General features: G+C 52.2%; 20 protein-coding genes and 1 tRNA gene. 12 read left to right on the plus strand and 9 right to left on the minus strand.

Annotated features, from left to right (window positions below; all coding sequences use genetic code 11):
- Positions 1-36: 36 nt before the first annotated feature.
- A complete protein-coding gene (locus M0644_RS11530) occupies positions 37-1,245 on the plus strand; it encodes a 4-hydroxy-3-methylbut-2-enyl diphosphate reductase (protein WP_286625794.1) in 1,209 nt (402 codons plus the stop codon).
- Here the strand turns inward: M0644_RS11530 and rlmB are convergent.
- The 3 genes from rlmB to M0644_RS11545 all read right to left on the minus strand — a co-directional run bounded on the left by rlmB (position 1,242) and on the right by M0644_RS11545 (position 5,107).
- The gene (gene rlmB, locus M0644_RS11535) at positions 1,242-2,123 is read right to left on the minus strand and encodes a 23S rRNA (guanosine(2251)-2'-O)-methyltransferase RlmB (RefSeq protein ID WP_286625795.1); all 882 of its coding nucleotides are present in this window, start codon (positions 2,121-2,123) and stop codon (positions 1,242-1,244) included. The genes M0644_RS11530 and rlmB overlap by 4 nt on opposite strands.
- A gap of 28 nt (positions 2,124-2,151) precedes the next feature.
- Entirely contained in the window at positions 2,152-3,462 is a 1,311-nt protein-coding gene (locus M0644_RS11540) for an META domain-containing protein (protein WP_286625796.1), read from the minus strand.
- Between the two features lie 85 nt (positions 3,463-3,547).
- On the minus strand, positions 3,548-5,107 hold the full coding sequence (locus tag M0644_RS11545; RefSeq protein ID WP_286625797.1) for a glycoside hydrolase family 3 N-terminal domain-containing protein: 1,560 nt from the start codon (positions 5,105-5,107) through the stop codon (positions 3,548-3,550).
- Between the two features lie 349 nt (positions 5,108-5,456).
- Here M0644_RS11545 and M0644_RS11550 point away from each other — a divergent pair, with 349 nt between their 5' ends.
- Positions 5,457-5,600, plus strand: a complete 144-nt coding sequence (locus tag M0644_RS11550) for a hypothetical protein (RefSeq protein ID WP_181495457.1) — start codon at positions 5,457-5,459, stop codon at positions 5,598-5,600.
- Between the two features lie 767 nt (positions 5,601-6,367).
- Here M0644_RS11550 and sat read toward each other — a convergent pair.
- Positions 6,368-7,564: a sulfate adenylyltransferase gene (sat, locus tag M0644_RS11555; RefSeq protein WP_149821001.1), complete on the minus strand. Its 1,197-nt coding sequence runs from the start codon at positions 7,562-7,564 to the stop codon at positions 6,368-6,370.
- Between the two features lie 83 nt (positions 7,565-7,647).
- Here sat and M0644_RS11560 point away from each other — a divergent pair, with 83 nt between their 5' ends.
- From M0644_RS11560 to M0644_RS11570, 3 genes are all read left to right on the plus strand, one after another.
- Positions 7,648-8,553 carry an alpha/beta fold hydrolase gene (locus tag M0644_RS11560; RefSeq protein WP_149821004.1) on the plus strand — a complete coding sequence of 302 codons (906 nt, stop codon included), beginning with the start codon at positions 7,648-7,650 and terminating at the stop codon, positions 8,551-8,553.
- Positions 8,554-8,607: 54 nt separating this feature from the next.
- Entirely contained in the window at positions 8,608-10,038 is a 1,431-nt protein-coding gene (locus M0644_RS11565) for a sodium/glutamate symporter (protein WP_286625799.1), read from the plus strand.
- An 82-nt stretch (positions 10,039-10,120) separates the two neighbouring features.
- On the plus strand, positions 10,121-12,547 hold the full coding sequence (locus M0644_RS11570; RefSeq protein WP_286625800.1) for a sucrose synthase: 2,427 nt from the start codon (positions 10,121-10,123) through the stop codon (positions 12,545-12,547).
- A 48-nt stretch (positions 12,548-12,595) separates the two neighbouring features.
- Here the strand turns inward: M0644_RS11570 and M0644_RS11575 are convergent, their stop codons facing one another.
- Both M0644_RS11575 and M0644_RS11580 read right to left on the minus strand, forming a co-directional pair.
- A complete protein-coding gene (locus M0644_RS11575) occupies positions 12,596-13,240 on the minus strand; it encodes a response regulator transcription factor (protein ID WP_149821010.1) in 645 nt (214 codons plus the stop codon).
- Between the two features lie 68 nt (positions 13,241-13,308).
- Entirely contained in the window at positions 13,309-14,985 is a 1,677-nt protein-coding gene (locus tag M0644_RS11580) for a diguanylate cyclase (protein ID WP_286625802.1), read from the minus strand.
- A 228-nt stretch (positions 14,986-15,213) separates the two neighbouring features.
- On the opposite strand from M0644_RS11580, the gene M0644_RS11585 reads away from it, so the two are divergent.
- Positions 15,214-16,305: a chlorophyll a/b binding light-harvesting protein gene (locus M0644_RS11585; protein WP_286627193.1), complete on the plus strand. Its 1,092-nt coding sequence runs from the start codon at positions 15,214-15,216 to the stop codon at positions 16,303-16,305.
- Between the two features lie 69 nt (positions 16,306-16,374).
- Here M0644_RS11585 and M0644_RS11590 read toward each other — a convergent pair whose 3' ends face one another.
- From M0644_RS11590 to M0644_RS11600, 3 genes are all read right to left on the minus strand, one after another.
- Entirely contained in the window at positions 16,375-16,593 is a 219-nt protein-coding gene (locus M0644_RS11590) for a hypothetical protein (protein ID WP_149821014.1), read from the minus strand.
- A 2-nt stretch (positions 16,594-16,595) separates the two neighbouring features.
- Positions 16,596-17,249 (minus strand): DUF3318 domain-containing protein, encoded by a 654-nt coding sequence (locus M0644_RS11595; RefSeq protein ID WP_286625803.1) that lies wholly within the window; start codon positions 17,247-17,249, stop codon positions 16,596-16,598.
- 57 nt (positions 17,250-17,306) lie between these two features.
- Positions 17,307-17,380: transfer RNA gene (locus tag M0644_RS11600), tRNA-Pro, on the minus strand.
- 979 nt (positions 17,381-18,359) lie between these two features.
- On the opposite strand from M0644_RS11600, the gene M0644_RS11605 reads away from it, so the two are divergent.
- From M0644_RS11605 to M0644_RS11630, 6 genes are all read left to right on the plus strand, one after another.
- Entirely contained in the window at positions 18,360-18,824 is a 465-nt protein-coding gene (locus tag M0644_RS11605) for a ferrous iron transport protein A (RefSeq protein ID WP_286625804.1), read from the plus strand.
- 14 nt (positions 18,825-18,838) lie between these two features.
- Positions 18,839-21,136, plus strand: a complete 2,298-nt coding sequence (gene feoB, locus M0644_RS11610; protein ID WP_286625807.1) for a Fe(2+) transporter permease subunit FeoB — start codon at positions 18,839-18,841, stop codon at positions 21,134-21,136.
- A gap of 2 nt (positions 21,137-21,138) precedes the next feature.
- The gene (locus M0644_RS11615) at positions 21,139-21,387 is read left to right on the plus strand and encodes a FeoC-like transcriptional regulator (RefSeq protein ID WP_190278088.1); all 249 of its coding nucleotides are present in this window, start codon (positions 21,139-21,141) and stop codon (positions 21,385-21,387) included.
- Positions 21,353-21,883 (plus strand): non-heme ferritin, encoded by a 531-nt coding sequence (gene ftnA, locus M0644_RS11620; RefSeq protein WP_149821024.1) that lies wholly within the window; start codon positions 21,353-21,355, stop codon positions 21,881-21,883. Before M0644_RS11615 ends, ftnA begins: the two co-directional genes overlap by 35 nt.
- Positions 21,884-22,055: 172 nt before the next feature.
- Positions 22,056-22,613: a 16S rRNA (guanine(966)-N(2))-methyltransferase RsmD gene (gene rsmD, locus M0644_RS11625; RefSeq protein WP_149821026.1), complete on the plus strand. Its 558-nt coding sequence runs from the start codon at positions 22,056-22,058 to the stop codon at positions 22,611-22,613.
- A complete protein-coding gene (locus tag M0644_RS11630; RefSeq protein WP_149821028.1) occupies positions 22,610-22,876 on the plus strand; it encodes a diguanylate cyclase in 267 nt (88 codons plus the stop codon). Before rsmD ends, M0644_RS11630 begins: the two co-directional genes overlap by 4 nt.
- Positions 22,877-22,891: the final 15 nt, after the last annotated feature.

Consider the following 22,891-nt stretch of genomic DNA (forward strand, 5'->3'; position numbering starts at 1 on the left):
TCAAAATACCATACAGATTGCTTCAGAGGAAAGCCAATGGATACCCGCGCATTCAAGCGATCGCTACATAGTTCCGAAAACTACCACCGCAAAGGCTTTGGCCACGGTGAGGAAGTAAACCAGCAGCTGCAAGGGGAGTATCAAAGTTCGCTGATTCAGCAAATCCGCGCCAATGGCTATCGCTGGCAGGAGGGGGATGTAACGATTCGCTTGGCGGAGGCCTTTGGCTTTTGTTGGGGGGTAGAACGTGCCGTTGCCTTGGCCTATGAAACCCGCACCCACTTTCCCACGGAGCGCATCTGGATCACGAATGAAATTATCCACAATCCCTCGGTGAATGAGCGCCTGCGGCAAATGGCCGTGGAATTTATTCCGGTGGTCAATGGGGCAAAGGACTTTAGTGAGGTGCGCCAAGGGGATGTGGTGATTTTGCCCGCTTTTGGTGCCAGTGTCCAAGAAATGCAACTGCTGAATGAGCGGGGCTGCACGATTGTCGATACCACTTGCCCGTGGGTCTCGAAAGTGTGGCACAGTGTTGAAAAGCACAAAAAGGTGAGCTTCACCTCGATCATTCACGGTAAGTACAACCACGAAGAAACGATCGCCACCAGTTCCTTTGCGGGCACCTATTTGATTGTCCTCAACCTCGAAGAAGCCCGCTATGTCTGCGATTACATCCTCAAGGGAGGCGATCGCGAGGCCTTCATGGCCAAGTTTGCCAAGGCTTGTTCTGCGGGCTTTGACCCCGATCGCGATCTGGTGCGGGTCGGCATTGCCAATCAAACAACGATGCTCAAGGGGGAAACCGAACAAATTGGCAAACTCTTTGAACGCACGATGATCCAAAAGTATGGTCCCGATCGCCTCAATGAGCACTTCATGAGCTTCAACACGATTTGCGATGCCACCCAAGAACGCCAAGATGCAATGCTGAACTTGGTCAAGGAACCCTTAGATCTGATGGTGGTAATCGGTGGCTACAACTCATCAAATACCACCCATCTCCAAGAAATTGCCATTGAACATGGGATTCCTTCCTACCACATTGATTCTGCCGATCGCATTGGGCCGGGGAATCGCATTGAACACAAACCGCTGCATCACGCTCTCACTGTTACCGAGAACTGGCTGCCCGATCGCCCAATCACCATTGGCATTACGTCCGGTGCCTCCACTCCCGATAAGGTGGTCGAGGCGGTTCTCAATAAAATTTTTGCCCTGCGGTCTGTGGTAGCGGTTTCCTAGGCCTCTGATGCTTGGGTCAAATCCCAAGCGGGCGATCGCTGACAACTGATCTCGTAGAGGGCAATGCCCACCGCCACTGAGGCATTTAGGCTATTGGTGCGCCCCGCCAAGGGAATGGCGACAATTTCATCGCAGTGCTTTTGCGTTTGCAGGCTAATTCCTTCCCCTTCACTACCAACCACAAAGACCGTAGGGCGATCGAAGGTAATTTTCGGTAGGGGCACCGCGCCACGTTCCGAGAGGCCATAGATCCAGTAGCCGGCTTCTTTAAGGGTTTCAAGGGCTTGGTTGAGGTTAATCACCCGTGCCACCGGCAAATACTCTAGGGCGCCGGCGGCGGCTTTGGCCACTGTTGCAGTAATGCCCACGGCTCGCCGTTGAGGAATAATCACCCCTTGCATGCCCAGGGCTTCCGCAGTGCGGATCATGGCACCAAGATTTTGCGGATCCGTAATACCATCGGCAGCCAAGAGTACTGGTTGATTCACGGTTGCGGCCTTGGCCAAGAGATCCTCAAGGGACCAGTAGTGATAGGCAGCCACCTGAAGGGCGATCCCCTGATGGCGCCCCCCCTGGCACAGTTGATCGAGGCGTTCGGGGGTCACGGTATCAATAATCGCCCCCTGCTGTTTAGCTTCATTCAAGCGTTGATGAAAACGTGGATCGTAGCGCAGCGAGGGAATCACCCAAATACGGTTGCAGGGGCGGCCACTTTCAAGGGCTGAGAGCACGGCATGGCGGCCATAGAGGAGTTCGGGGGCATCCTCGGCAGTTGGGGGTGCTTTCCGAATTGGTTGAGCTGGGGTGCGTCGCTGGGGGCGAGGAGGGCGGGTCGCGATCGGTCGGTTTTTTTTGCGGGGACGAGGTTTCTCAGTCATGAAAAGTCACTAAGATTGCAGATCTTCCCTAGGGTGTTCGCTGGAACATCGCAAGGGGGCGATCGCCATCATAGAACGTCAATGTATTTCCCTCAATGCGGTAGCGGTTCGTTTGCTCAAGGGTCTGTAAAAACGACATCTCCATCCTTTGTGCCCGTTGGCCAATACAGGCGCGCCGCGTTGTCGCCACTGCCGAAAACCGCAATTGCTGGCCATTGACGCTGTAACCACCGTTAAAGTTATTGCAGCCACTAAAGCCCGTTGCTCGCTGGGCATTGCTATCAAACTCAATAAACGCCGTATTCATGGGATTGCGCGGTGGCATCGGCATATTGGCTAGGCGCTGCAGTTGCCAGCGGCCACTGAGGGGACTTTCCGTCGCACCCGCTTCAAAGGTCAATAGCAGGCGATTGCCCTCAAAGAGTTGCAGCGTATTTCCTTGAACGCGGTAGCGATTGGTGCGACTTAGCCCCTGTAGCATCTGGGTTTCCACACTCTGAAGGGGTTCTTGGCCGCAGAGGCGTTGGGTGGTGGCTAAGGGGGCAAAAAGCAGACGCGGGCCGTTGGCGGTGTAGCCACCATTAAAGCTATTACAGCCCGTAAAACCATTGGCACGGCGGTTAGCACTATCAAACTCAATAAAGGCGGTATCCACTGGCACGGCTTGATTGCCAATGCGTCTGAGACGCCAGCGTTGACCGCTGAGGCTCAGTTCTGGGGGTTGGGAGGGAGGGTTATTTGCTGTTGCTTGTGTGGAAACCGCCACAGGCACCAAGCGCGGCAGGGGTAGGAGTCCCCCTGCGAGGCGATAGGTGACAGTACTGATGCGACTGGGGCAACAGAGGGGATCATTGGGCGTGTAGCGGGCAAAGTCTGCGGTGAAGGTGCCATCGTTTTGGAACTTGACCTCGCCTAGGAATGAGCCATCAGCGCGGGAATCCATGAGATTCGGCGATAGCGTTCCCAAGTAACGTCCTCCGGAAAAAACAAAGGCCTGATACCCCATCGGGCGACACATGCCATCAAAGCGACTATTGCCAAGAATAATTTCCACATTCTGATGGCGAATGGGGGTGCCCACGAGATACCAGCCTCGCTGTTGGATCAGGCGATCGGCCATGGATTGGGGAGAACGTAGGGTGCTGCGACAGCGGTTCAACTCACTGGGATCAGGATTGCCCCGTGGGGGAATATCTAGGATAGGAAGGTTGGGATTCCAGTTGCGCGGCGGTTGATCGAGCCAAGACTGAGGGGCGGCGAAACTCAGGGGGGCGATCGCCAGCGTTGTGGTGACTGTGTAGAGCGTTGCCAAGCTAACCGCAGTGGGAAACTTAATCATGGTGATGAAAGACCAAGCTCTATGGGGGTATCTCTAGGGACGTACAGAGAGTATAGGGGTTCCCTATCGATTCCCTCGCAAAAGATCAGGAAACCTTTAGCAAGTACGCTAGAGCCAGACCTTGGGCGATGCTGTAGTGCCCATAGCTAAAAACGCGGGGCACGTCGGAGTGCAGATGCTGGGCAATTTCGCGGTAGGCGTAGGGACTGCCATAGACTACCAGACCCGCCAGTTGATTTTGGGCTTGCAGTCGTTCGAGGGTGGCGATCGCTGGCGCACTTAAACCCGCTTTGCCTCGGAAGGGATTGCCACGACTAAACACCTGCACTAAGGTCGGTGCCTTGGGGAAGCCCTCAATCATGGTGAGGGGCGTTTGCTGATCAATCACCACCCGTTGGTCAAAGCCCCAAGTGGGGGGCAGTGTCAATGCGGGACAAGTACGGTTCAAAAAGCTAGCGTGTAGAGCATCATCCACGATCAGACAATTCACCCCTAAGGGCACAGGTTGCAAGGCTTGGCCAGCCCGCTCGAGACTGTCTTGGGCAATGGTGGTGGCCACCTCAACGGCTGGTGTCGTTTGGAAATAGTCCAACTGTAATGCTAGAGGCTGAAGGCGAGCTTTCGCGGCTTGAATGCGGGCTACAGCGGCCTGAATGCGCTCAGGAGGAATCCGCCCTGACTCAACGGCGGCAACCACCGCTTCAATGGCTGCCGGCGGATCCAAGGGCATGAGCAGAATATCGGCACCTGCTTCTACGGCTTTGACGGCAGCTTCGGCGGTACCGTAGGTGTTGGCGATCGCCCCCATGACCAAAGCATCGGTCACAATTAGACCCTTAAACCCCATCTCTTGGCGCAGGATTCCCGTGAGAATCGGGGGAGACAGGGTGGCGGGTGGCCCGGCATCCAAGGTGGGTAGGTGGACATGGGCGCTCATGACGGTATCCACCCCGGCGGCAATGGCAGCAACAAAGGGCGGCCATTCAATGGCTTGCAGGCGATCGCGATCGTGGGGAATCACGGGCAGTTCCAAATGCGAATCCGTGGCTGTATCCCCATGGCCGGGAAAGTGCTTTGCCGTTGTGAGCACTGGATAGGCACGTGCCCCTTGAATAAACGCGGTTGCAAGGGTACTCACAATGTCTGGCTCCTCGCCAAAGGCACGCACGTTAATCACTGGGTTTGCGGGATTATTATTCACGTCCACCACCGGGGCGAGAACCCAATTCAAGCCAATGGCTAAAGCTTCGGCTGCGGTGTATGCCCCCATTTCCTTTGCAAGGTCAACCGCCCGTTTTTGGTTCTTTTGGGCAATGGCACCTAAAGCTGCTGGCGGGGGAAATTGTGTGGCACCACTGAAGCGTTGACCAACCCCCTCCTCAATATCTGCCGCTAGTAACAGTGGAATCGTGGCCCAAGATTGGAGTTGCCGACAGCGTTCTGCCACTTCGACGGCACTGCCCCCCAAGAGAATCACCCCACCAACTCCCCAGTCTTTAATCCAGTGTTTTAAGGTGTTTTGGGGCGGCTCCCAAGCGGGATACTGAATCTGGCTGTCGTAGAGGTAGCCACTGGCTCGTACAACCACCATCTGCGCCACCTGTGCCCGCAGTGAAAGATCAGAAAGAGGGGGAATAAATGTCATGGGTGTGATCTCATTCAGAGCAAAATTTCACAAATGAATAACTTTCTTATTCAGCATATAAAAAATTGTCTCAAACCCTCTCAGGTAACTGGTCTGATTTTTTATACTAAAAGTACAGCCTTTACAGCCCTTTTCTAAGTACGGGCTGCATAAGGGGAAATGAACCTCCTCTATAGGAGCCTTACTTGTTTTGAGTGTGTTCCATTCATGTGAAAAGGGCTGTACCTAATGATCTTGAGGCGAAGTCCGATTCCGTTGCTTCGGGAGAGCAAGTTTCAAGTTTTTCCTGCGGTGTTCAATCATTAAGCCAAAGGCTGAAGCCTAAATCGCTTTCTTTAGGAGTTGACCTATGTTAAAAGCACTACGTGAGAAACTGCAAAGTATGATGGTCTTTTTGATGGAGGCATTTGGGCGCATCTTCACCCCTCGCAATGATCACTATCCTTCTACAGGAGCACAGCCCTTCACGGGAACGCCCTCCCGTAAGAGTTAGTTACTGTCTTCCGCAAGCAGAATCCCTGTAGAGACTTTACAGGTAAAAATAACTAGTATTCCTTCCGCATCAGCTCCGCCATAGCGGCAATTAGGGGGCTGGTGCAGTTTTTTTAGTTTTTTTTATGAGCTTGGGGCGATCGCCCAAACTGTTAAAACCTAGAGATAACGCCCAGCGCTAAGGATACCACCAAAAGGTTGCAACCACTGAATCTAACAGCATATTGCAGAATCAGTTAAGGAATATTTCAGATATTGAATTTCCCGTTAACATTTGAGCATTCCCAAAGGCCTATGCTAACTTAAAAGTAGGCACAGAAAGAAAGGTTAACGATAAGAGTGAACTTAAGGCTTGTGCCTCCCAGTCCTTGAGTTCGGGATAAAGCAAAGTTACTCCAAGATAAATCTCACTCCTGTCTTGCGAGTAATATCAAAACCAATCCTTTGAGCTTCACCGTTGTATAGTTGTCTTCTCGCTTTATCCAGCCTTATCGTTTGTGTGGTTACTGCCGAAGTCCCCATCCTGTCGTCCATGGGAGTTAAGGTAAAGCTAGGTAACCTCCCAGTATCCAAGGTCGTCAACGTTGACAGCAATTCATTACCTAGTGTCCATGCTCCAAGCTTGATCGGTTGAGATCGCCTAGTGGGGGTTTGGATCGCCAGCTAAAACCACGTTTTGTCCACGTTAGTTGTTGAGTTACTTCGTCATTGCTAACTTCGTTAGGGGTCTTGCTGCCGTCAGCTTGACCCCCTCGTTTTATGTTTAGGCTATGGCGTGAGTTGCGGTTGTCGCATGGCGCGTGCCAGTTCTGCTGCTACTTCTGGACGCGAAAACTCTGGAGGTGGCAATTCGCCCCGGCGCAGCATTTCCCGTACCTTTGTCCCTGAGAGGTGAATGCGCTCTTCGGGTTTGCTGGGACTAGTTTTACTGGTGGCCATAGACTGGGTGCGGGTGCAGTAGAAGGCATGCTCAAATTTCAAGGGAATAATCCCCAAGGCCGCTGGATCAAATTCATCGAAGATATGTTGGGCGTCGTAGGTGCCGTAGTAGTCCCCCACACCAGCGTGATCGCGACCAACAATGAAATGGGTACAGCCGTAGTTCTTGCGGACGAGGGCATGGAAAATGGCTTCCCGTGGCCCTGCATAGCGCATCGCTGCCGGATTAATGGCCAGAATCACCCGATCTTTGGGGAAGTAGTGCTCGAGCATGATTTCATAGCAGCGCATCCGCACATCGGCGGGAATGTCATCCTCCTTGGTGGCACCTACGAGGGGATGCAAAAAGAGACCATCGACGATTTCAAGGGCACATTTTTGGATATATTCGTGGGCGCGGTGGATCGGATTGCGGGTCTGGAACCCCACAATGGTACGCCAACCTTTTTCACGGAAGAGGGTACGGGAATCCACCGGATCAATACAATAGTTGGGAAATTGGGGATGGGGATGCCGCTCTAGGAGCCAAATCGGGCCTGCAAGGTTGACTTCTCCCTGTTCATAGACCACCTTGACACCGGGGTGTTTGTCATCTTCGGTGCGATAGACACAGCGCGCCTCACGGCGTTTGTCATAGGTATATTTTTCGGTGAGTTCAAGAATTCCCAAAAACTGACCGGCTGCGTTATCGAGGCGAATGGTTTGGCCAATTTCTAGGGGAGCCGCCACCTCCGCACTGACGGAGAGGGTAATGGGAACTGACCAAGGCAACCCATTGGCAAGGTACATTTCTTCAACGACCCGCTCGTAGTCGGCCTGTCCCATAAAGCCGGTCAGGGGACTAAAGCCACCAATGGCGATGAGTTCTAAATCGGAGACAGCGCGTTCATCGAGGGTAATGCGGGGCAATTGATCGGCACGGGCGAGCCACGCCTGTTTTTGTTCGGGGGAGAGAATCCGATTGACGAGGATACCGCCGTGGGGGGCGATCGCATCCTTTGTCTGTACTGTTGCTGATGGACTCAAGGTCGAACTCCTTTTTGGGGCTGGATGAACCTGTTGCAAAACTTCATAACTAAGATAGAAGTCATTATTGGACGAATAGGTGCATGAGACAACTGGTAGACCCCTATCGTTATGGCGTCGAGCGGGAGTGGTGCTGGCGGGGATGGCAGAGTCGCTATAGTTTTTGGCGACCCGCTCATGGGGGGTCTCCAGTGATCTTGCTCCACGGCTTTGGGGCTTCTCTAGGGCACTGGCGATACAATTTGCGGCTCTTGGGAGAGCATCAGCCGACCTATGCCCTTGATTTGATGGGGTTGGGGGCAGCAGAAAAGCCCATTGCGGCCTATGGGGCTGAGTTTTGGGCGGCTCAGGTTCATGCCTTTTGGCAGAAGATTGTCGGGCAGCCAGCGGTGATTGTTGGCAACTCCATTGGGGCGTTGATTGCCCTGACCTGTGCTTATCGCTATCCGCAGATGGCGGCGGGGGTGGTGATGCTAAGTCTGCCGGATCCAGCGGTGCGCGAGGAGTTGATTCCAAGGGCGATCGCCCCCCTGGTGAGCGGAATTGAACAGATTTTTACGGCTCCTTGGCTGCTGCGCACCCTTTTTTACGCGATTCGCCGTCCCTTCATTGTCAAGCGTTGGGCACAATTGGCCTACGCCAACCCTGATTGTGTGGATGATGAATTATTGGAAATCCTGCTCACGCCTGCCTATGACGATGGTAGCGATCGCGCCTTTGTGCAAATAACCCGCGCCATGAGTCGTACAGACTTTGGCCCCAGTGCTAAAACGATGCTCAAAACGGTGTCCCAACCCCTATTGCTGATCTGGGGCAAACAGGATCGCTTCATCCCGCCTGCGCTAAGTCAACGGTTTCAACAGGCACAGCCAAGAATGCAAGTGGTGGAGCTAGATCAAACCGGTCACTGCCCCCACGATGAGCAGCCCGATCGCGTCAATGGCCTGATTTTGGATTGGTTGCGCAGCCACAGACTGGCAAGGGGTTGAGTCCTACGGTTGCAGGCTCTATGATCACGACAATCTTCAGAGTTGGCATGGCGGATGTTTAGGCTGATTACGGTTTTCTGGGCGTTTATTTTTATTGGTGTTTTGCTACTCTTGGGGCGAATCGTGCGGCAGCGTTGGGTACTGATGCGATCGCTCTATATGCCCAGTTCAGTGATTGCGGGCGTTTTGGGACTCATTCTTGGCCCTAGTGTGCTGGGGGCGATCGCCAGTCAAATTGCTGCCAACTCCGGTTTAGGGAACGGCCTTTTTGCCGAAGACATCCTCGAAGTTTGGCAGCAGTCCCCCAGCATTTTCATCAACATAGTTTTTGCCTGTCTATTTCTAGGGGAGATCATCCCTAGCCCTCGGGAAATTTGGCAGAAAGCTTCGCCGCAGGTCGCCTTTGGTCAGATTTTGGCTTGGGGGCAATACGTGGTGGGGCTGCTGCTGACGTTGCTCGTTCTCACTCCTGTCTTTGGCATGGATCCAATTGCTGGTGCCCTGATTGAGATCAGCTTTGAGGGGGGGCATGGCACTGCCGCCGGCATGGCCGATACCTTTAGGGAGTTAAACTTTACCGCTGGGGCTGATATGGCCTTGGGCTTGGCCACTGTGGGCTTAGTCTCTGGGGTGGTTTTTGGAGTAGCACTGATCAACTGGGCACGGCGCACAGGGCGCTTGCAGATCAAACCCTTGGTGGACTCTGAAACCGAGGAGAATCTCGACCCTCATCCCCACGATGACCTAGAAACACGGCAACGGCGGCGACAACTGCTGCGGGAGTTACTCATTGATCCTTTGTCATTAAATTTCTGTTTTGTGGGTTTGGCGATTATTGTGGGCTGGGTGATTCTTGAAGCGCTGCGACTCCTAGAGCGTCTCACTTGGGGACAAACGGGTTTGAAGCTCATGGCCTATGTGCCCCTATTTCCCTTGGCGCTGATCGGTGGCATTATTGTGCAGCTCATCCTGACCCGTTGGCGCAAACAGTACCTGATTAGCCGGCCACTGATTAACCGTATTGGCGGTGTCGCCTTGGATGTGACGATTATTACCGCCTTGGCCACCCTCTCTTTAGCCGCCATTGGTGAAAATCTCATTCCCTTTCTCCTCTTGAGTGTGGGGGGAATTGCTTGGAATCTCTTTGTCATGCTCTATTTAGCGCCGCGAATTTTGCCCATGTTCTGGTTTGAGCGGGGAATTGGCGACATGGGGCAATCGATGGGGGTGACATCTACTGGGCTATTGCTGATTCGTATGGTGGATCCCCACAACCAATCGGGCGCCTTGGAAAGTTTTGCCTACAAGCAAATTCTCTTTGAGCCAATTGTCGGCGGTGGCTTATTTACGGCGGCAGCACCGATTTTGATCCGTAATTTTGGCCTTGTGCCACTGCTGGGATTGACAGGTGCGCTATTGTTGCTGTCGTTGTGGTTTGGTTTTTGGAACTATGGCCAAATCCGGCGATCGCTAGCGCAAAATTGACCCCATTCAGGGAGAAACCTAGAATAGAAACGACTTGAGCCGCTGTGCCGTCTCAGGTAAAAGCCGTGTTGTGAGTTTGCCGATGACCTCTGTCCTCCTCGAATCCGTTGTTGAAAGTGATGAACGTGCCGATCTGCGCCAATTTTCACGCATCCTGCAACTAGGGGAAAAACGCTATCTCCTGCGCAATGATATTTTGGGCGCCTTTGCAGATTACTGTCGCGACCTCGATCGCCCTGTCCCCACACCCTTCGAATCCCGCCTCAGCAAGCTGGTGTTCTATACCCAAGAGATCATTGTTGACAACGAAAGTCTGTGTTGGATTATTCGGCCACGGATTGCCCAGCAGGAGGTATGTCGGCTGCTGGTGGAGGATTTGACGATCGTGCCGATGACGATTCCAGAGCTACTGGATCTGCGCGATCGCCTAGTGAATCGGTACCATCCCAACGAGGGGGATGTTTTTGAAATTGATGTCCAGCCCTTCTATGACTACTCGCCGATCATCCGTGATGCCAAGAATATCGGTAAGGGGGTGGAATTTCTCAACCGTTACTTATCTAGTAAACTTTTCCAAGATCCGCGCCAGTGGCAGCAGAACCTCTTTAACTTTTTGCAAATTCACCGCTACAACGGCTATCAACTCCTGATTAATGAGCGGATTCGCTCTCCTCAGCACCTCTCAGAACAGGTGAAGCAAGCTCTTGTGGCCTTGAGCGATCGCGCCTCCGACGAGGCCTACAGTGAGTTTCGCTTTGAACTCCAAAATCTGGGCTTTGAACCGGGTTGGGGCAATACGGCGGCACGGGTACGCGACACCCTAGAAATTTTAGATCAACTCTTGGATTCGCCCGATCACCAAGTGCTAGAGGCCTTTGTCTCGCGGATTCCGATGCTCTTTCGCATTGCCCTCATTTCTCCCCACGGCTGGTTTGGCCAGGAGGGGGTGCTGGGGCGACCCGACACCGGCGGGCAGGTGGTCTATATCCTCGATCAAGTGAAAAGCCTTGAAAAACAAATGCGGGAGGATTTAGAACTGGCAGGGCTGGGGGTACTGGAGGCACGGCCTAAAATTATTGTCCTGACTCGCCTGATTCCCAATGCCGAAGGAACGCTGTGCAACCAACGCCTAGAGAAAATCTACGGCACCAACAACGCTTGGATCCTGCGGGTGCCGTTTCGGGAATTTAATCCCAAGGTGACCCAAAACTGGATTTCTCGCTTTGAAATCTGGCCCTATTTGGAAACCTTTGCCATTGACGCGGAGCGGGAGTTGCGGGCGGAATTTGGCCATGTGCCCGATTTAATTATTGGTAACTATTCCGATGGCAACTTGGTGGCTTTTTTGCTGGCGCGGCGAATGAAGGTGACCCAATGCAACATTGCCCATGCCCTCGAGAAATCTAAATACCTCTTTAGTAACCTCTACTGGCAGGACTTAGAGGATAAATATCACTTCTCGATGCAATTTACGGCGGATCTGATTGCCATGAATGCTGCCAACTTTATCATCAGCAGCACCTACCAAGAGATTGTGGGCACACCCGACAGTATTGGCCAGTACGAGTCCTATCAATCCTTTACGATGCCTGACCTGTACCATGTGGTGAATGGCATTGAACTCTTTAGCCCGAAATTTAATGTGGTGCCACCGGGGGTGAATGAACAGGTTTACTTTCCCTACTACCACTACACGGAGCGGCTAGAGGGCGATCGCCAGCGGTTGGAGGAACTGCTCTTTACCCTTGAGGATCCGCAGCAGATCTATGGTTACTTAGAGTATCCCGAAAAACGCCCTCTCTTTTCGATGGCACGGTTGGATCGGATTAAAAACCTCACAGGATTGGCAGAGGCCTTTGGCCGCAGCAAAGCACTGCAAGAGCGGTGTAATTTAATTTTGGTGGCAGGGAAATTGCGTACCGAAGACTCCAGCGATCGCGAGGAAATCGCCGAAATTGAGAAGCTCTATCAAATCATCCACGAGTACAATCTCCATGGCAAAATTCGCTGGCTGGGGATTCGTTTACCGAAAGCAGATTCGGGGGAAATTTACCGCATCATTGCCGATCGCCAAGGGATTTTTGTCCAGCCGGCGTTGTTTGAAGCTTTTGGCCTGACGATTTTGGAAGCCATGATCAGTGGTCTGCCCACCTTTGGTACCCGCTTTGGTGGCCCTCTGGAAATTATTCAAGATGGGGTGAATGGTTTTTATATCAACCCAACCCACCTAGAAGAAATGGCTGAAACTATTGTCCGCTTTCTGGAGGCTTGCGATCGCGATCCGCAGCAGTGGCAACGAATTTCCAAAGCGGGTATCCAGCGGGTCTACAGCACCTACACTTGGAAAATTCACTGCACACGCCTGCTCTCCCTCGCCAAGATTTACGGCTTCTGGAACTTCTCTTCCCAAGAAAACCGCGAAGACATGATGCGCTATATGGAGGCACTCTTCTATCTGCTCTATAAACCCCGCGCCCAAGCCCTATTGGCAGAACACATGCAGCGGTGATATGGGTTTAGCGACTAGGCGGGAAGCCCCGCGATCGTCGAGAGTATGTTACACGTAATGGTAATCGATCGCCCAGCGAGCCAATTCAGTACGATTGTGGCAGCCTGTTTTCCCCAGCATATTGCTGACGTGGCTTTCCACCGTGCGCTGACTCACGTGTAGCTCAGCAGCAATTTCACGATTCGACATGCCCCGAGCGACGTATTGGAGAATTCGCGTTTCTGTGGGGGTGAGTTCGACACCGGGGGGTGGGGTGGGCACAGGCGGCGATTGCAGTCCTTGGGCTTCCCGTAGGCGAGCGGTTTGTTTGAGGAGGGCTTGGATTTGGGCTAAGAGTTCATCCGGTTCAAAGGGCTTGACCAAGTAAACATCCCCCCCCGTTTGCAGCCCCTTAATGCGATCGTGGGTTTGCCCCTTGGCCGAGAGAAAGAGCACCGGTAACCAACTGAGGTGTGTTTGTTGTCGCACTGCACTGACAAAGCTATAGCCATCCATCTGGGGCATCATCACATCACAAATAATTAAGTCGGGCGTCTGCTGCTGCAGAATTGCCAGACCTTCGTTGCCATGGGCTGCCGTCAGTACACGATACCCCTGCATCTCAAGGTAATCCTTGACCAAGAGGACAAGATTAGGGTCGTCATCCACCAGTAAAATCGTGGCATTTTGCGCAGGGGACGCCTCAAGGTTCATACATTCAGAGCAGTTAACGGTGCTGACGCCAAGTCTTACTAAGAATGAGTGTGCTCCTTTAGGATAGCTTATTCCTCTGGGGAGGAAGCGTTGGCAAATTCTGGGGCAGCCTCTTTTGGTGCGATGACAATCTGAGAACGTCCTGCTGCCTTAGCGGCATAGAGGGCGTCATCCGCTATCTTCACTAGTTGCAGTAAACTCTGTCCATGGGTGGGAAACTGACTGATGCCGGCACTAAAACTCACCTTGAAGCTGTCATGGTTGGGGGCGTGGAAGGTGTGATTCCGCAATCGCTGTAAACAGATGGCAAGGCGGTGTTTGGCCACATCAAGGGAAATATCATAGAGGGCAATTAAAAATTCTTCGCCACCCCAGCGAGCAACCACATCTTCCATCCGTAGGGACTGTCGCAGCATGCGGGCAGTGGTTACCAATACCTGATCCCCAACGTCATGGCCATAGGTGTCATTAATACGTTTGAAATGGTCTAAATCTAAAACAGCAATGCAAAGGGTTTGTTGTTGGCGGTTGGCAAGGGTCAAAAAGCGTTCAATCTCTTCTGTGGCTTTACGACGATTGCTCAATCCCGTGAGGGGATCTACCTCTGCCAAGCGTTTCAGGAGGCGAGTACGCTCTAGGCGATTGATGATCCGCGTCATTAGCTCAGGGCCGACAATTGGCTTGCTAACAAAATCATCGGCGCCAGCGGCAAAGAGTTGGGTGACGAGGGCTGGATCGGTGGTTGCGGTGAGAAAGAGAATTGGCAGCTGGTTCCAGTGGGGATCATTGCGCACCACTTGGCAGAGTTCTAGGCCGTTAATACCGGGCATCTGGACATCGAGAATGACCAATTCGGGGTTGGTGGCCTCTAGGACATCCCAAAATTGATCGGGATCCTGAAGGGAGGTGACACTCATTCCCCAGGGTTCCAAGAGCCGTTTCAAGATGGCCAGTGTGACGGCATCATCATCCACGGTCAGGATACTAGCGGAGGTCATTTCTTGAGGCTGGAGCAACTGTTCAAGGGTCTGCAACAACCGCTCGACATCTACGGGCTTACTCAGGGTCATCCGTGAGCCAAGGCGAATGGCGGCGAGGCGATCGCGCCAGGTGTCACGGGCAGTAAATACTAGGGCGGGGATGGAGGGACGATGTTGCCGCAACTGCTGCAAGAACTCGCGGGTGGTTACCTCATCAGGCATCACTTCAGGATTGAGAATGACAGCATTGGGCCAGCATTCCTCAAGTAAGGTGTTGACCAGCGGCCAGCTATCCATAGCGACGTAGCGGAACCCACCATCAACGGAGTGCTCCTCAAGGGAGCGAATTAACTCGGCGTCGTTGTCAATGTGCAGGACAAGGGGCAGGCCTGAGTCGTTATGATTGTCAGGTTTGGAGGTGGCGATCGCGCTGAGGAGTTGCTGGACAATTTCAAGAAGGGCAGCGGGCGAGCAGGGGTAGTGGTAATAAATCACTTGGGTTTCTGGCTGGGTTGGCCAATCCTTGCGCGTCAGGATCAAAATGGGTTCCTGAAACCCGCGATCGCGCACCTGCTGGCAAAAGGCCTCAACTGCCGTGCCTAAATGGGACTCATCCACAATCAATAGGTGATAGCGACTACTGGCCAATAGTCCCCAGAGGTCTTCAGAGCGAGCAACGACATCCACCCGATGATCCGCAGTGGTCAAAATGGAGACCAACGTTGCTGCCGTTGCCACGTCGTCGTGATAAAGCAAAATGGCCATACTTGCCCGCCAACAGCCTATTGCTATTACCCTACTGCCTTGGCTTGATCTTGCTCAAGTTCTCGGAGATACAGATTGCCGCTGGAGGGTAGTTACATATCTTTACATTTTATCCTTGTCAGATGCTAATAATTCTCAACAGTGATGCTATAGTAGGCCTAGGCTTTATTGAGATTTATCCTCAATAAGTTCAGCGTCGATATTATGCGTTTATCGAAGGAGGAATGTATGGCGATCGCCAGTGAATCCCCAACCTCTGTGACTACACCACCACCAACAGGTGCAGGTTTACAAACCTATGGCCAAGCCAATGTCAAGTACGACTGGTGGGCAGGCAATGCCCGATTTGTGAACCTCTCAGGCCTATTCATTGCCGCCCATGTGGCGCAAGCAGCGCTAACTGTATTTTGGGCGGGTGCCTTTACGCTCTACGAAATTTCCCAATACAAACCCGATCTACCCATGGGGGAACAGGGCTTGATTTTGCTGCCCCATCTGGCGACCTTAGGGTTTGGCATTGGCGAGGGCGGTAAAGTTGTGGATTTGTACCCCTACTTTGTCATTGGCACAGTGCATCTCATTTCCTCAGCCGTGCTGGGTGCCGGTGCACTCTTTCATACCTTTCGTGCCCCTCAGGATCTGAGTACTGCCAGTGGCCGGGCGCGCCGTTTCCACTTCCGCTGGGATGATCCAAAGCAACTGGGAATCATTTTGGGACACCATTTGCTCTTCTTGGGGTTCGGTGCCCTGCTACTGGTGCTCAAAGCAACAATCTGGGGCGGGTTGTACGATGCCAATTTGCAAACGGTACGCCTTGTCACCCAGCCCACCTTGGATCCCTTTGTCATCTATGGCTATCAAACCCACTTCGCCAGTATTAACAATTTGGAAGACCTTGTGGGCGGGCATATCTACGTCGCCCTTTTGCTCATTGGAGGGGGCATTTGGCATATTTTGGTACCACCGCTGACTTGGGCGCGAAAAGTGCTGATGTTTAATGCTGAAGCTATCCTTTCCTACTCCCTTGGCGGCATTGCCCTCGCCGGATTTGTAGCGGCCTATTTTTGTGCGGTGAATACCCTCGCCTATCCCGTAGAGTTTTATGGGCCACCCCTAGAAGTGAAACTGGGAGTTGCTCCCTATTTTGCCGACACGATTGACTTGCCCCTTGGGCAGCATACCCCGCGGGCTTGGTTGGCCAATGCCCACTTCTTCCTTGCCTTTTTCTTCCTACAGGGTCACCTTTGGCATGCCCTGCGCGCCATGGGATTTAATTTCAGGCAATTAGAAAATTTTCTGAACCCAGCTCTTGAAAATTAATTGCAATAGTTCCCCTCTTGAGCCATAGGTGCTGCCCTCGGTCAGAGCGATCGAGGGTTTTTTATGAATTTAAGGCAGGCTTTCATTTTTTGGGGAACGTTTGGTACCCCTAAGCTGTCGCGCGATCGCTGGCGCAAAGAAAATCAAAAAAGCAACTTGCGCCGTGAAGACCCAGCCATAATACCGCAGGACAGGATGTAAATCCCACTGCGCCATAAACCCTAGACTGGCCACTGTCCATAGGAGAATGAGGGTTGGTAGCAGCAGTTGGCGTTTTAGGCGAGCCATGATTAAGATTCTGCTGGGGTGTCGTTTTGCATGGCCTGCATGCGCGCTTTTGCTTTAGCTGCGCTCTTTTTCAGTGCTTGCAGACGCAGTTCATAGCGTTTGCGTTGACGGCGATTGGGGGCTTGCTCAATCAAGAGCTTGAGGGCACTGCCAAGGCTTTTGTAGGCGTTGGGGAGTTCATAGCCAAAACGAGTCGCAAGGGCGATCGCCCGCTCATCAGCAGCAATGGCTTCCTTGAGAACCTTTTCACCATTATTGCGCTGGTAGAGCCGCCAGCCCGAAAAGCCACACAGCCCAAGGGCAAGCAGCAGCAACAGGCCATCCTGCACCCAGAGTTCTCCCACAGCACCCCCTAAACCAATCGCCAGTGCTGCCATCTCCCAGCCATCGCGGGGAATCGTGTCATTTTGAATGCGGGCGACCTCATGCCAAAAGAGGAGATTGCGCTGATCCTTGGCCAATTGATCCCAACGGGCTAAATCAATTTGAATCTCCACCTCATCCTTGCCAATTTCTTCACAGGTAATGAGGGGAGGATTCACCCCACTAGCTGGTTCAATCATCACCCAGCTTTGCAGCTCTGGTGGCAAGAGAGACTTGAGACGACGCAATTCTGCTAAGTCAGAACGGGCAACTGAGGATGCAGCCGAGGTCATAGCACAACACAATCCTAGGGTATGTATTACCTATCTTAACAGTTGAAGGCTGACCAATCGGGATGACAGGATTTGAACCTGCGACCCCTTCGTCCCGAACGAAGTGCGCTACCAAGCTGCGCTACATCCCGATAACTTATCTAAGATAGCATCTGCTGGCTTTTTCCTCAATGGAAATGTGGGGGTTACAGGGCAAGGAAATTTAGGCCAATTTTAGTCCAACATCCAAACTAGGGCACTGAAAACTCCCACTAAGAGACAGTTTTAGGAATCTGCTTTATTGCGGCACCCACAATCGGTCAAACCGAACCCGTCCAGTAGAGCGGTTTTCCAAGGGTTCGATACCAACGCTTGTCTCTGGGGATGGCAACTGTAAACCTTAAGGAGAAGAACATCCCCCTCTCAAGTACGGTCAGACTTCGAGATCACCTTAAGTCGCGTGTTTGCCCTGATTCGTCTTGTTCATCTGCTCACAGCAGAACATTGCCCGCCGAGACAGCTCTACCGCACCAGAAAAACTATCCTAGTCGCTCTTCTTTACCTGATTGGCAACGCTCGGCTTTTTCCCGACATGGACGATCCGCAGGTGTGGTACACCGATTACTACGATTTAATCGTTGCTGCCAAAGCGCTGGGAACGGGGGATGACACCTTACCCCACTGACCTGAAAAACCCAATGAGTTCAAACGCTACTTGAAAATCAGAAGCTCTGACCTCGCTTGCCTGTTCATGTTCATTTGTTTTTCATCCCCGTGCCATAACGCTGAGGTGACATTGCAGCAGTTTTGCCCGTCCATTCAAGCTAGTCTTTTATGATATCTCTTATGAGATTAAGTATCTCATGAAAAGAATTGCTGTAAGTCTCAATATCTCACTTAAGACAAAATTCACACCAAAACTTTCAAATAGACCCAGCTCTTAGGATGATTGGAGATAGGTTAAGACTTGCTAAAGTCACGATGCCACTGCAAAGCTGTGCTATAAATTGAGAATCATATGCAATAACTAGCTTTCAAAAAATCATTAAATGCAATATGTCATCACTTTTGTGGCCACCCTTTACTTATATCGCCGACCCCCATTCTCGAAGACAGCGATGGAGACGAGGCATGTCTAATCTGATTTCCCTTGCTGAAGCTAAGGTGGGCGATCGCTACTGCATTATGAAATTAATGTGCAGCAATACCCAGCAACTGTTGGGGATGGGCTTGGCACCGGGGGCAATAATTAGCATCCTCCATCGGGGCGATCGCGGGGCAGTCATGGTGGCTCTTGACTCAAAGCGGTTTTGTGTGAACCACGAGCTAGCCCAAAACATCTTGCTCAAAGAGCTGGAATTGGCAGCTGTAAACCTACGCAGTGCCCCCATTGGTGCTCGCCTGCGCATTATCGGCTATGCCCCTACGACCCCCAGTTACAAACGCAAATTATTAGCCATGGGTTTAACCCCCGGCACCGAAGTTGAGGTTGTCCGCCATGCCCCCTTGGGTGATCCCACAGATATTAAGGTGCGAGGCTTTCATTTGAGCTTGCGTAAGGATGAAGCTGATGCTCTCAAAGTCCATCTGCTCTAGCAAAGGAGTGTGACATGGCAGCAACAATTGCGTTAATTGGTAACCCAAATTGTGGCAAAACAACAATTTTCAATGGTCTTACGGGGGCAAATCAGCGGGTGGGAAACTGGCCAGGAGTTACTGTTGAGCGCAAGGAAGGCCGCTATCGCGATCGCGACATCACTGTCCAAGTTGTGGATCTACCGGGGGTCTATGCCCTCGATGCCGAGGATAGCACTGGCTTAGACGAGCAGATTGCCCGCAAGTTTCTATTGGCGGGGGAATATGACTTGGTAGTGAATATTCTGGATGCCGCTAACTTAGAGCGCAATTTTTACCTCACATCGCAATTGCTTGATCTAGGAGTCCCCTTCATCCTTGTCCTCAACATGATGGATGTGGCTCGTGCCGCCAAAATCAAGATGGATATCCCAGCCTTGAGCCAGCGCTTAGGTCTGCCGGTGCTGCCTTTTTGTGCCAAACAACAACAGCATTTTGCTCAACTGCGGCAAACTATTCGCACCGCCTTGGCAGCACCACCTGTTTCCAGCGTTAGTGTGCCCCAACCCCCTGTGATTGAAGAGGCTATTGCTGATTTGCTGACTCAAGGCCTCAAAAATCGGGCACAGGCCTTGGCTTGGCTGCAATATATTGAATCAGTTCCCAATGATGTTGTAGCACCACTACGCCAATGGCGAGAGCGGATTCACCAGACCCTAGGAGAAGACATAGACCTTGTGATTGCCGATAGTCGCTATGGCTGGATTCAGCACCTAATGGCTGAGGTTCTGGAACAGGGCGATCGCCTGACAACAACAGTCTCCGATCGCATTGACCGCATTGTACTCAACCGCTGGTTGGGAATTCCCATTTTCTTGGCCGTCATGTACTTGATGTTTCTCATCTCAATTAATGTGGGGGGTGCCTTTATTGACTTTTTTGATATTGGTGTCGGAACGCTGGTTGTGGGTTGGCCAACCCAAGTGCTGGAAACATTCAATGCCCCCGGTTGGCTCATTGGTCTTCTGGCAGAGGGGGTGGGGGGCGGTATCCAAACAACGGCAACATTTATTCCTCAAATTGGCTTGCTCTTTATTTTTCTCACACTTCTTGAAGATTCTGGTTATTTAGCACGGGCGGCCTTTGTCATGGATCGGTTGATGCGCTGGCTGGGCTTACCCGGTAAGTCCTTTGTACCGATGATGGTTTCCTTTGGCTGCAATATCCCCGGCATTATGGCCACCCGCACACTCGAGAATCGGCGCGATCGCCTGATGACGATTTTGATGAATCCCTTTATGTCCTGTGGTGCCCGCCTACCGGTCTATGCCCTGTTTGTTGCTGCTTTCTTCCCCCGCAACGGCCAAAATATCGTGTTTTTGCTTTATGTGGTGGGAATTGCCGCAGCCATCTTCACAGGATTCTTGATGAAGCGCACCCTCTTTCAAGGAGAGATTGCTCCGTTTGTAATGGAGTTGCCCCCCTACCGTTTACCCACCTTCAGAGGGGTACTGCTGCGGGCTTGGGAGCGGCTAAAAACCTTTCTTAGTCGAGCAGGCAAGATGATTGTTGTCCTTGTCGTCATCCTCGGACTGCTCAACTCTGTCGGCACCGATGGTCGCTTTGGCCAAAAGGATAGTACTCAATCGATTTTGAGCGCCTTTAGTCGCCAAATTACGCCGATTTTCTCGCCAATGGGGATTCAGTCCGACAACTGGCCAGCAACCGTGGGACTCTTTACGGGGATCTTTGCCAAGGAAGTGATGGTGGGAACGATGGATGCCCTCTATACAGAGTTAGCTCGCCAAGAAGCTCAAAGCACTGAAGCCGGGGATACACCAGAAGAACCCTTTTCCGTTTGGGGGGGATTGCAGGAAGCAGTGCTCAGCATTCCCAAAAATCTCAGTGAGCTGGGACAACGGGTGCTTGATCCTTTAGGGTTCCATGTGTTGCAAGAGGCAGATAACCCCGAAGCAGCGGCTGAACTTCAGAGCGTGCACTACACAACATTTGGCCAGATGGCACAACGGTTTGGCACGACAACGGCAGCGATCGCCTTCCTGCTCTTTGTTTTGCTCTACTTTCCCTGTGTATCGGCCACTGCCGCCGTCTATCGAGAAACCAATTTGGGCTGGACCATCTTTGTAGCGGCTTGGACAACGGGATTGGCCTACTGGGTCGCCACTGCTTACTACCAACTCATGACCTTTGCGGCGCATCCGATGTTCTCGTTGATTTGGTTACTGGCTCTAGGGGCAGTGATGGGGATGGTAATCATGGCCTTGAAATATTGGGGCGATCGCCAGCGGTTTTCCTCGCCACAGGGGACATGATTATGCTCTTGCAACTACAGGACTATATTCAGAAGCACCACGTGGTTTCCTTGGAAGAATTGGTTGCCCATTTTCAGGTACCGCCAGCGATGATTGAACTGATCCTTAGCCAACTCATCCGCAAAGGACGGGTGAAAAAAATCATCCCTAGCCACTGTGGCGGCTGTTATCAGTGTGGCTCTTACCCTCTTGAACTTTACGAATGGAGAATCAACAATGCTATCCCAAGCAATGACCAACCGGCTCAATGAGCAAATCAACCTTGAGATTTATTCAGCACATCTCTACTTGCAGATGAGTTCTTGGTGTGCCCACAAAGCCCTTGAGGGTTGTGCGGCCTTCCTTAGTCAACATGCTGATGAAGAAATGGCACACATGCGGCGGCTTTTGAACTACATGCATGAAACCGGCGCCTTGGCAATCCTAGGCGGTATGGAAGCTCCCCCACACACATTTCAGTCCCTGAAGGAGATGTTCAGTAAAGTTTATGAGCATGAACAGTTTGTGACTCACAAAATTAATGAGTTAGTGCAGTTAGCGGATACGGAGCCTGACTATGCGACGTTGCAATTTTTGCAGTGGTATGTGGCCGAGCAGCACCAAGAAGAGTTTTTGTTCAAGAGTATCCTTGACAAAATTGAACTGATTGGCACGGAGGGGCAAGGACTCTTCTTTATTGATCAGGAAATTGGCAGGCTTGCCCAAACCAAAGGAACCACGACAATGCAGTCAACACCCGCAGCCTAAAGAGAAAAGGGTGCCGCTTGAGAAAGTGTCATGTGCCGCTATAGGAGTGCCCAAGGACTCAGAGTATCTTTTAGGTAGTGAGGAGTGATTCGCAAACAAAAGTCTCGGGGTCGAAACACGGCAAGACTCCCGGGGCTTTTTATTTTGGGCGAAAACCGTTACGTTAAAGAATATGCCTTTGCGAATTTCTGGCCAGCGATCGCTCAAAACGCTGCCGGGTCACAGTACGCGACCCACCAGTGCCAAAGTTCGCCAAGCCATTTTCAATATCTGGCAGGGTCGCCTCCAAGGATGTTGCTGGCTGGATTTGTGTGCTGGTACCGGTGCCATGGGAGCGGAAGCCCTGCTGCGGGGTGCCCAGTGGGTAGTGGGTATTGAGCAGTCTCCCCAAGCCTGCCAAGTCATTCGTGACAACTGGTCAGCCGTTGCCCAACCCCATCAGCACACGCTGGTTTTGCGGGGAGATGTACGCCAGAAATTGCCGCAAGTCCCTATTCCGCAGTTTGACTTTATTTACTTTGACCCCCCCTACAATGGTGATTTATATCTACCCGTTCTCCAGTTGCTTTGGCAGGAGGAGCGTCTCAGCCCTAAGGGGGAAATTGCTGTTGAGTGTCGCACCAAAAATCCACCAGATTTAGAGGCGATCCTAGCGATCGGCTGGCAGCAGCAACGCATTAAAACCTATGGCAGCACAACAGTACTCTTCTTGGTTTGTTACAAAAATTGACATTTACAGACATTGGTGGTGCTGAATTGGTAGCACGGCAGTTGCAGGAGGCTATGCAGGCACGGTACATTGTCCATGAATATTCTTCAGCGAGTCATTGTGTGAGTCTCAGCTTTGGGGTGGCAGCCCTGATTCCGGGGGGCAGTGATTCTCCCTTAGAGCTTTTTAACGCAGCGGATCAGGCGCTTTACGATGCTAAACGCCAAGAACGCAACCGCATTGTTGTCCGCCCCATTGTCAAGTCGCCCACAGTGCCTCGTTAGTGGTTCCTTTATGGG

The organism is Thermosynechococcus sp. B1, assembly GCF_030322985.1.
In the GTDB taxonomy this organism is placed as follows: domain Bacteria; phylum Cyanobacteriota; class Cyanobacteriia; order Thermosynechococcales; family Thermosynechococcaceae; genus Thermosynechococcus.

Coding starts and splice junctions, on each gene's coding strand:
- M0644_RS11530 (WP_286625794.1), top strand. CDS start 37: ATGGATACCCGCGCATTCAAGCGATCGCTACATAGTTCCGAAAACTAC.
- rlmB (WP_286625795.1), bottom strand. CDS start 2,123: ATGACTGAGAAACCTCGTCCCCGCAAAAAAAACCGACCGATCGCGACC.
- M0644_RS11540 (WP_286625796.1), bottom strand. CDS start 3,462: ATGATTAAGTTTCCCACTGCGGTTAGCTTGGCAACGCTCTACACAGTC.
- M0644_RS11545 (WP_286625797.1), bottom strand. CDS start 5,107: ATGACATTTATTCCCCCTCTTTCTGATCTTTCACTGCGGGCACAGGTG.
- M0644_RS11550 (WP_181495457.1), top strand. CDS start 5,457: ATGTTAAAAGCACTACGTGAGAAACTGCAAAGTATGATGGTCTTTTTG.
- M0644_RS11560 (WP_149821004.1), top strand. CDS start 7,648: ATGAGACAACTGGTAGACCCCTATCGTTATGGCGTCGAGCGGGAGTGG.
- M0644_RS11565 (WP_286625799.1), top strand. CDS start 8,608: ATGTTTAGGCTGATTACGGTTTTCTGGGCGTTTATTTTTATTGGTGTT.
- M0644_RS11570 (WP_286625800.1), top strand. CDS start 10,121: ATGACCTCTGTCCTCCTCGAATCCGTTGTTGAAAGTGATGAACGTGCC.
- M0644_RS11575 (WP_149821010.1), bottom strand. CDS start 13,240: ATGAACCTTGAGGCGTCCCCTGCGCAAAATGCCACGATTTTACTGGTG.
- M0644_RS11580 (WP_286625802.1), bottom strand. CDS start 14,985: ATGGCCATTTTGCTTTATCACGACGACGTGGCAACGGCAGCAACGTTG.
- M0644_RS11585 (WP_286627193.1), top strand. CDS start 15,214: ATGGCGATCGCCAGTGAATCCCCAACCTCTGTGACTACACCACCACCA.
- M0644_RS11590 (WP_149821014.1), bottom strand. CDS start 16,593: ATGGCTCGCCTAAAACGCCAACTGCTGCTACCAACCCTCATTCTCCTA.
- M0644_RS11595 (WP_286625803.1), bottom strand. CDS start 17,249: ATGACCTCGGCTGCATCCTCAGTTGCCCGTTCTGACTTAGCAGAATTG.
- M0644_RS11605 (WP_286625804.1), top strand. CDS start 18,360: ATGTCTAATCTGATTTCCCTTGCTGAAGCTAAGGTGGGCGATCGCTAC.
- feoB (WP_286625807.1), top strand. CDS start 18,839: ATGGCAGCAACAATTGCGTTAATTGGTAACCCAAATTGTGGCAAAACA.
- M0644_RS11615 (WP_190278088.1), top strand. CDS start 21,139: ATGCTCTTGCAACTACAGGACTATATTCAGAAGCACCACGTGGTTTCC.
- ftnA (WP_149821024.1), top strand. CDS start 21,353: ATGCTATCCCAAGCAATGACCAACCGGCTCAATGAGCAAATCAACCTT.
- rsmD (WP_149821026.1), top strand. CDS start 22,056: ATGCCTTTGCGAATTTCTGGCCAGCGATCGCTCAAAACGCTGCCGGGT.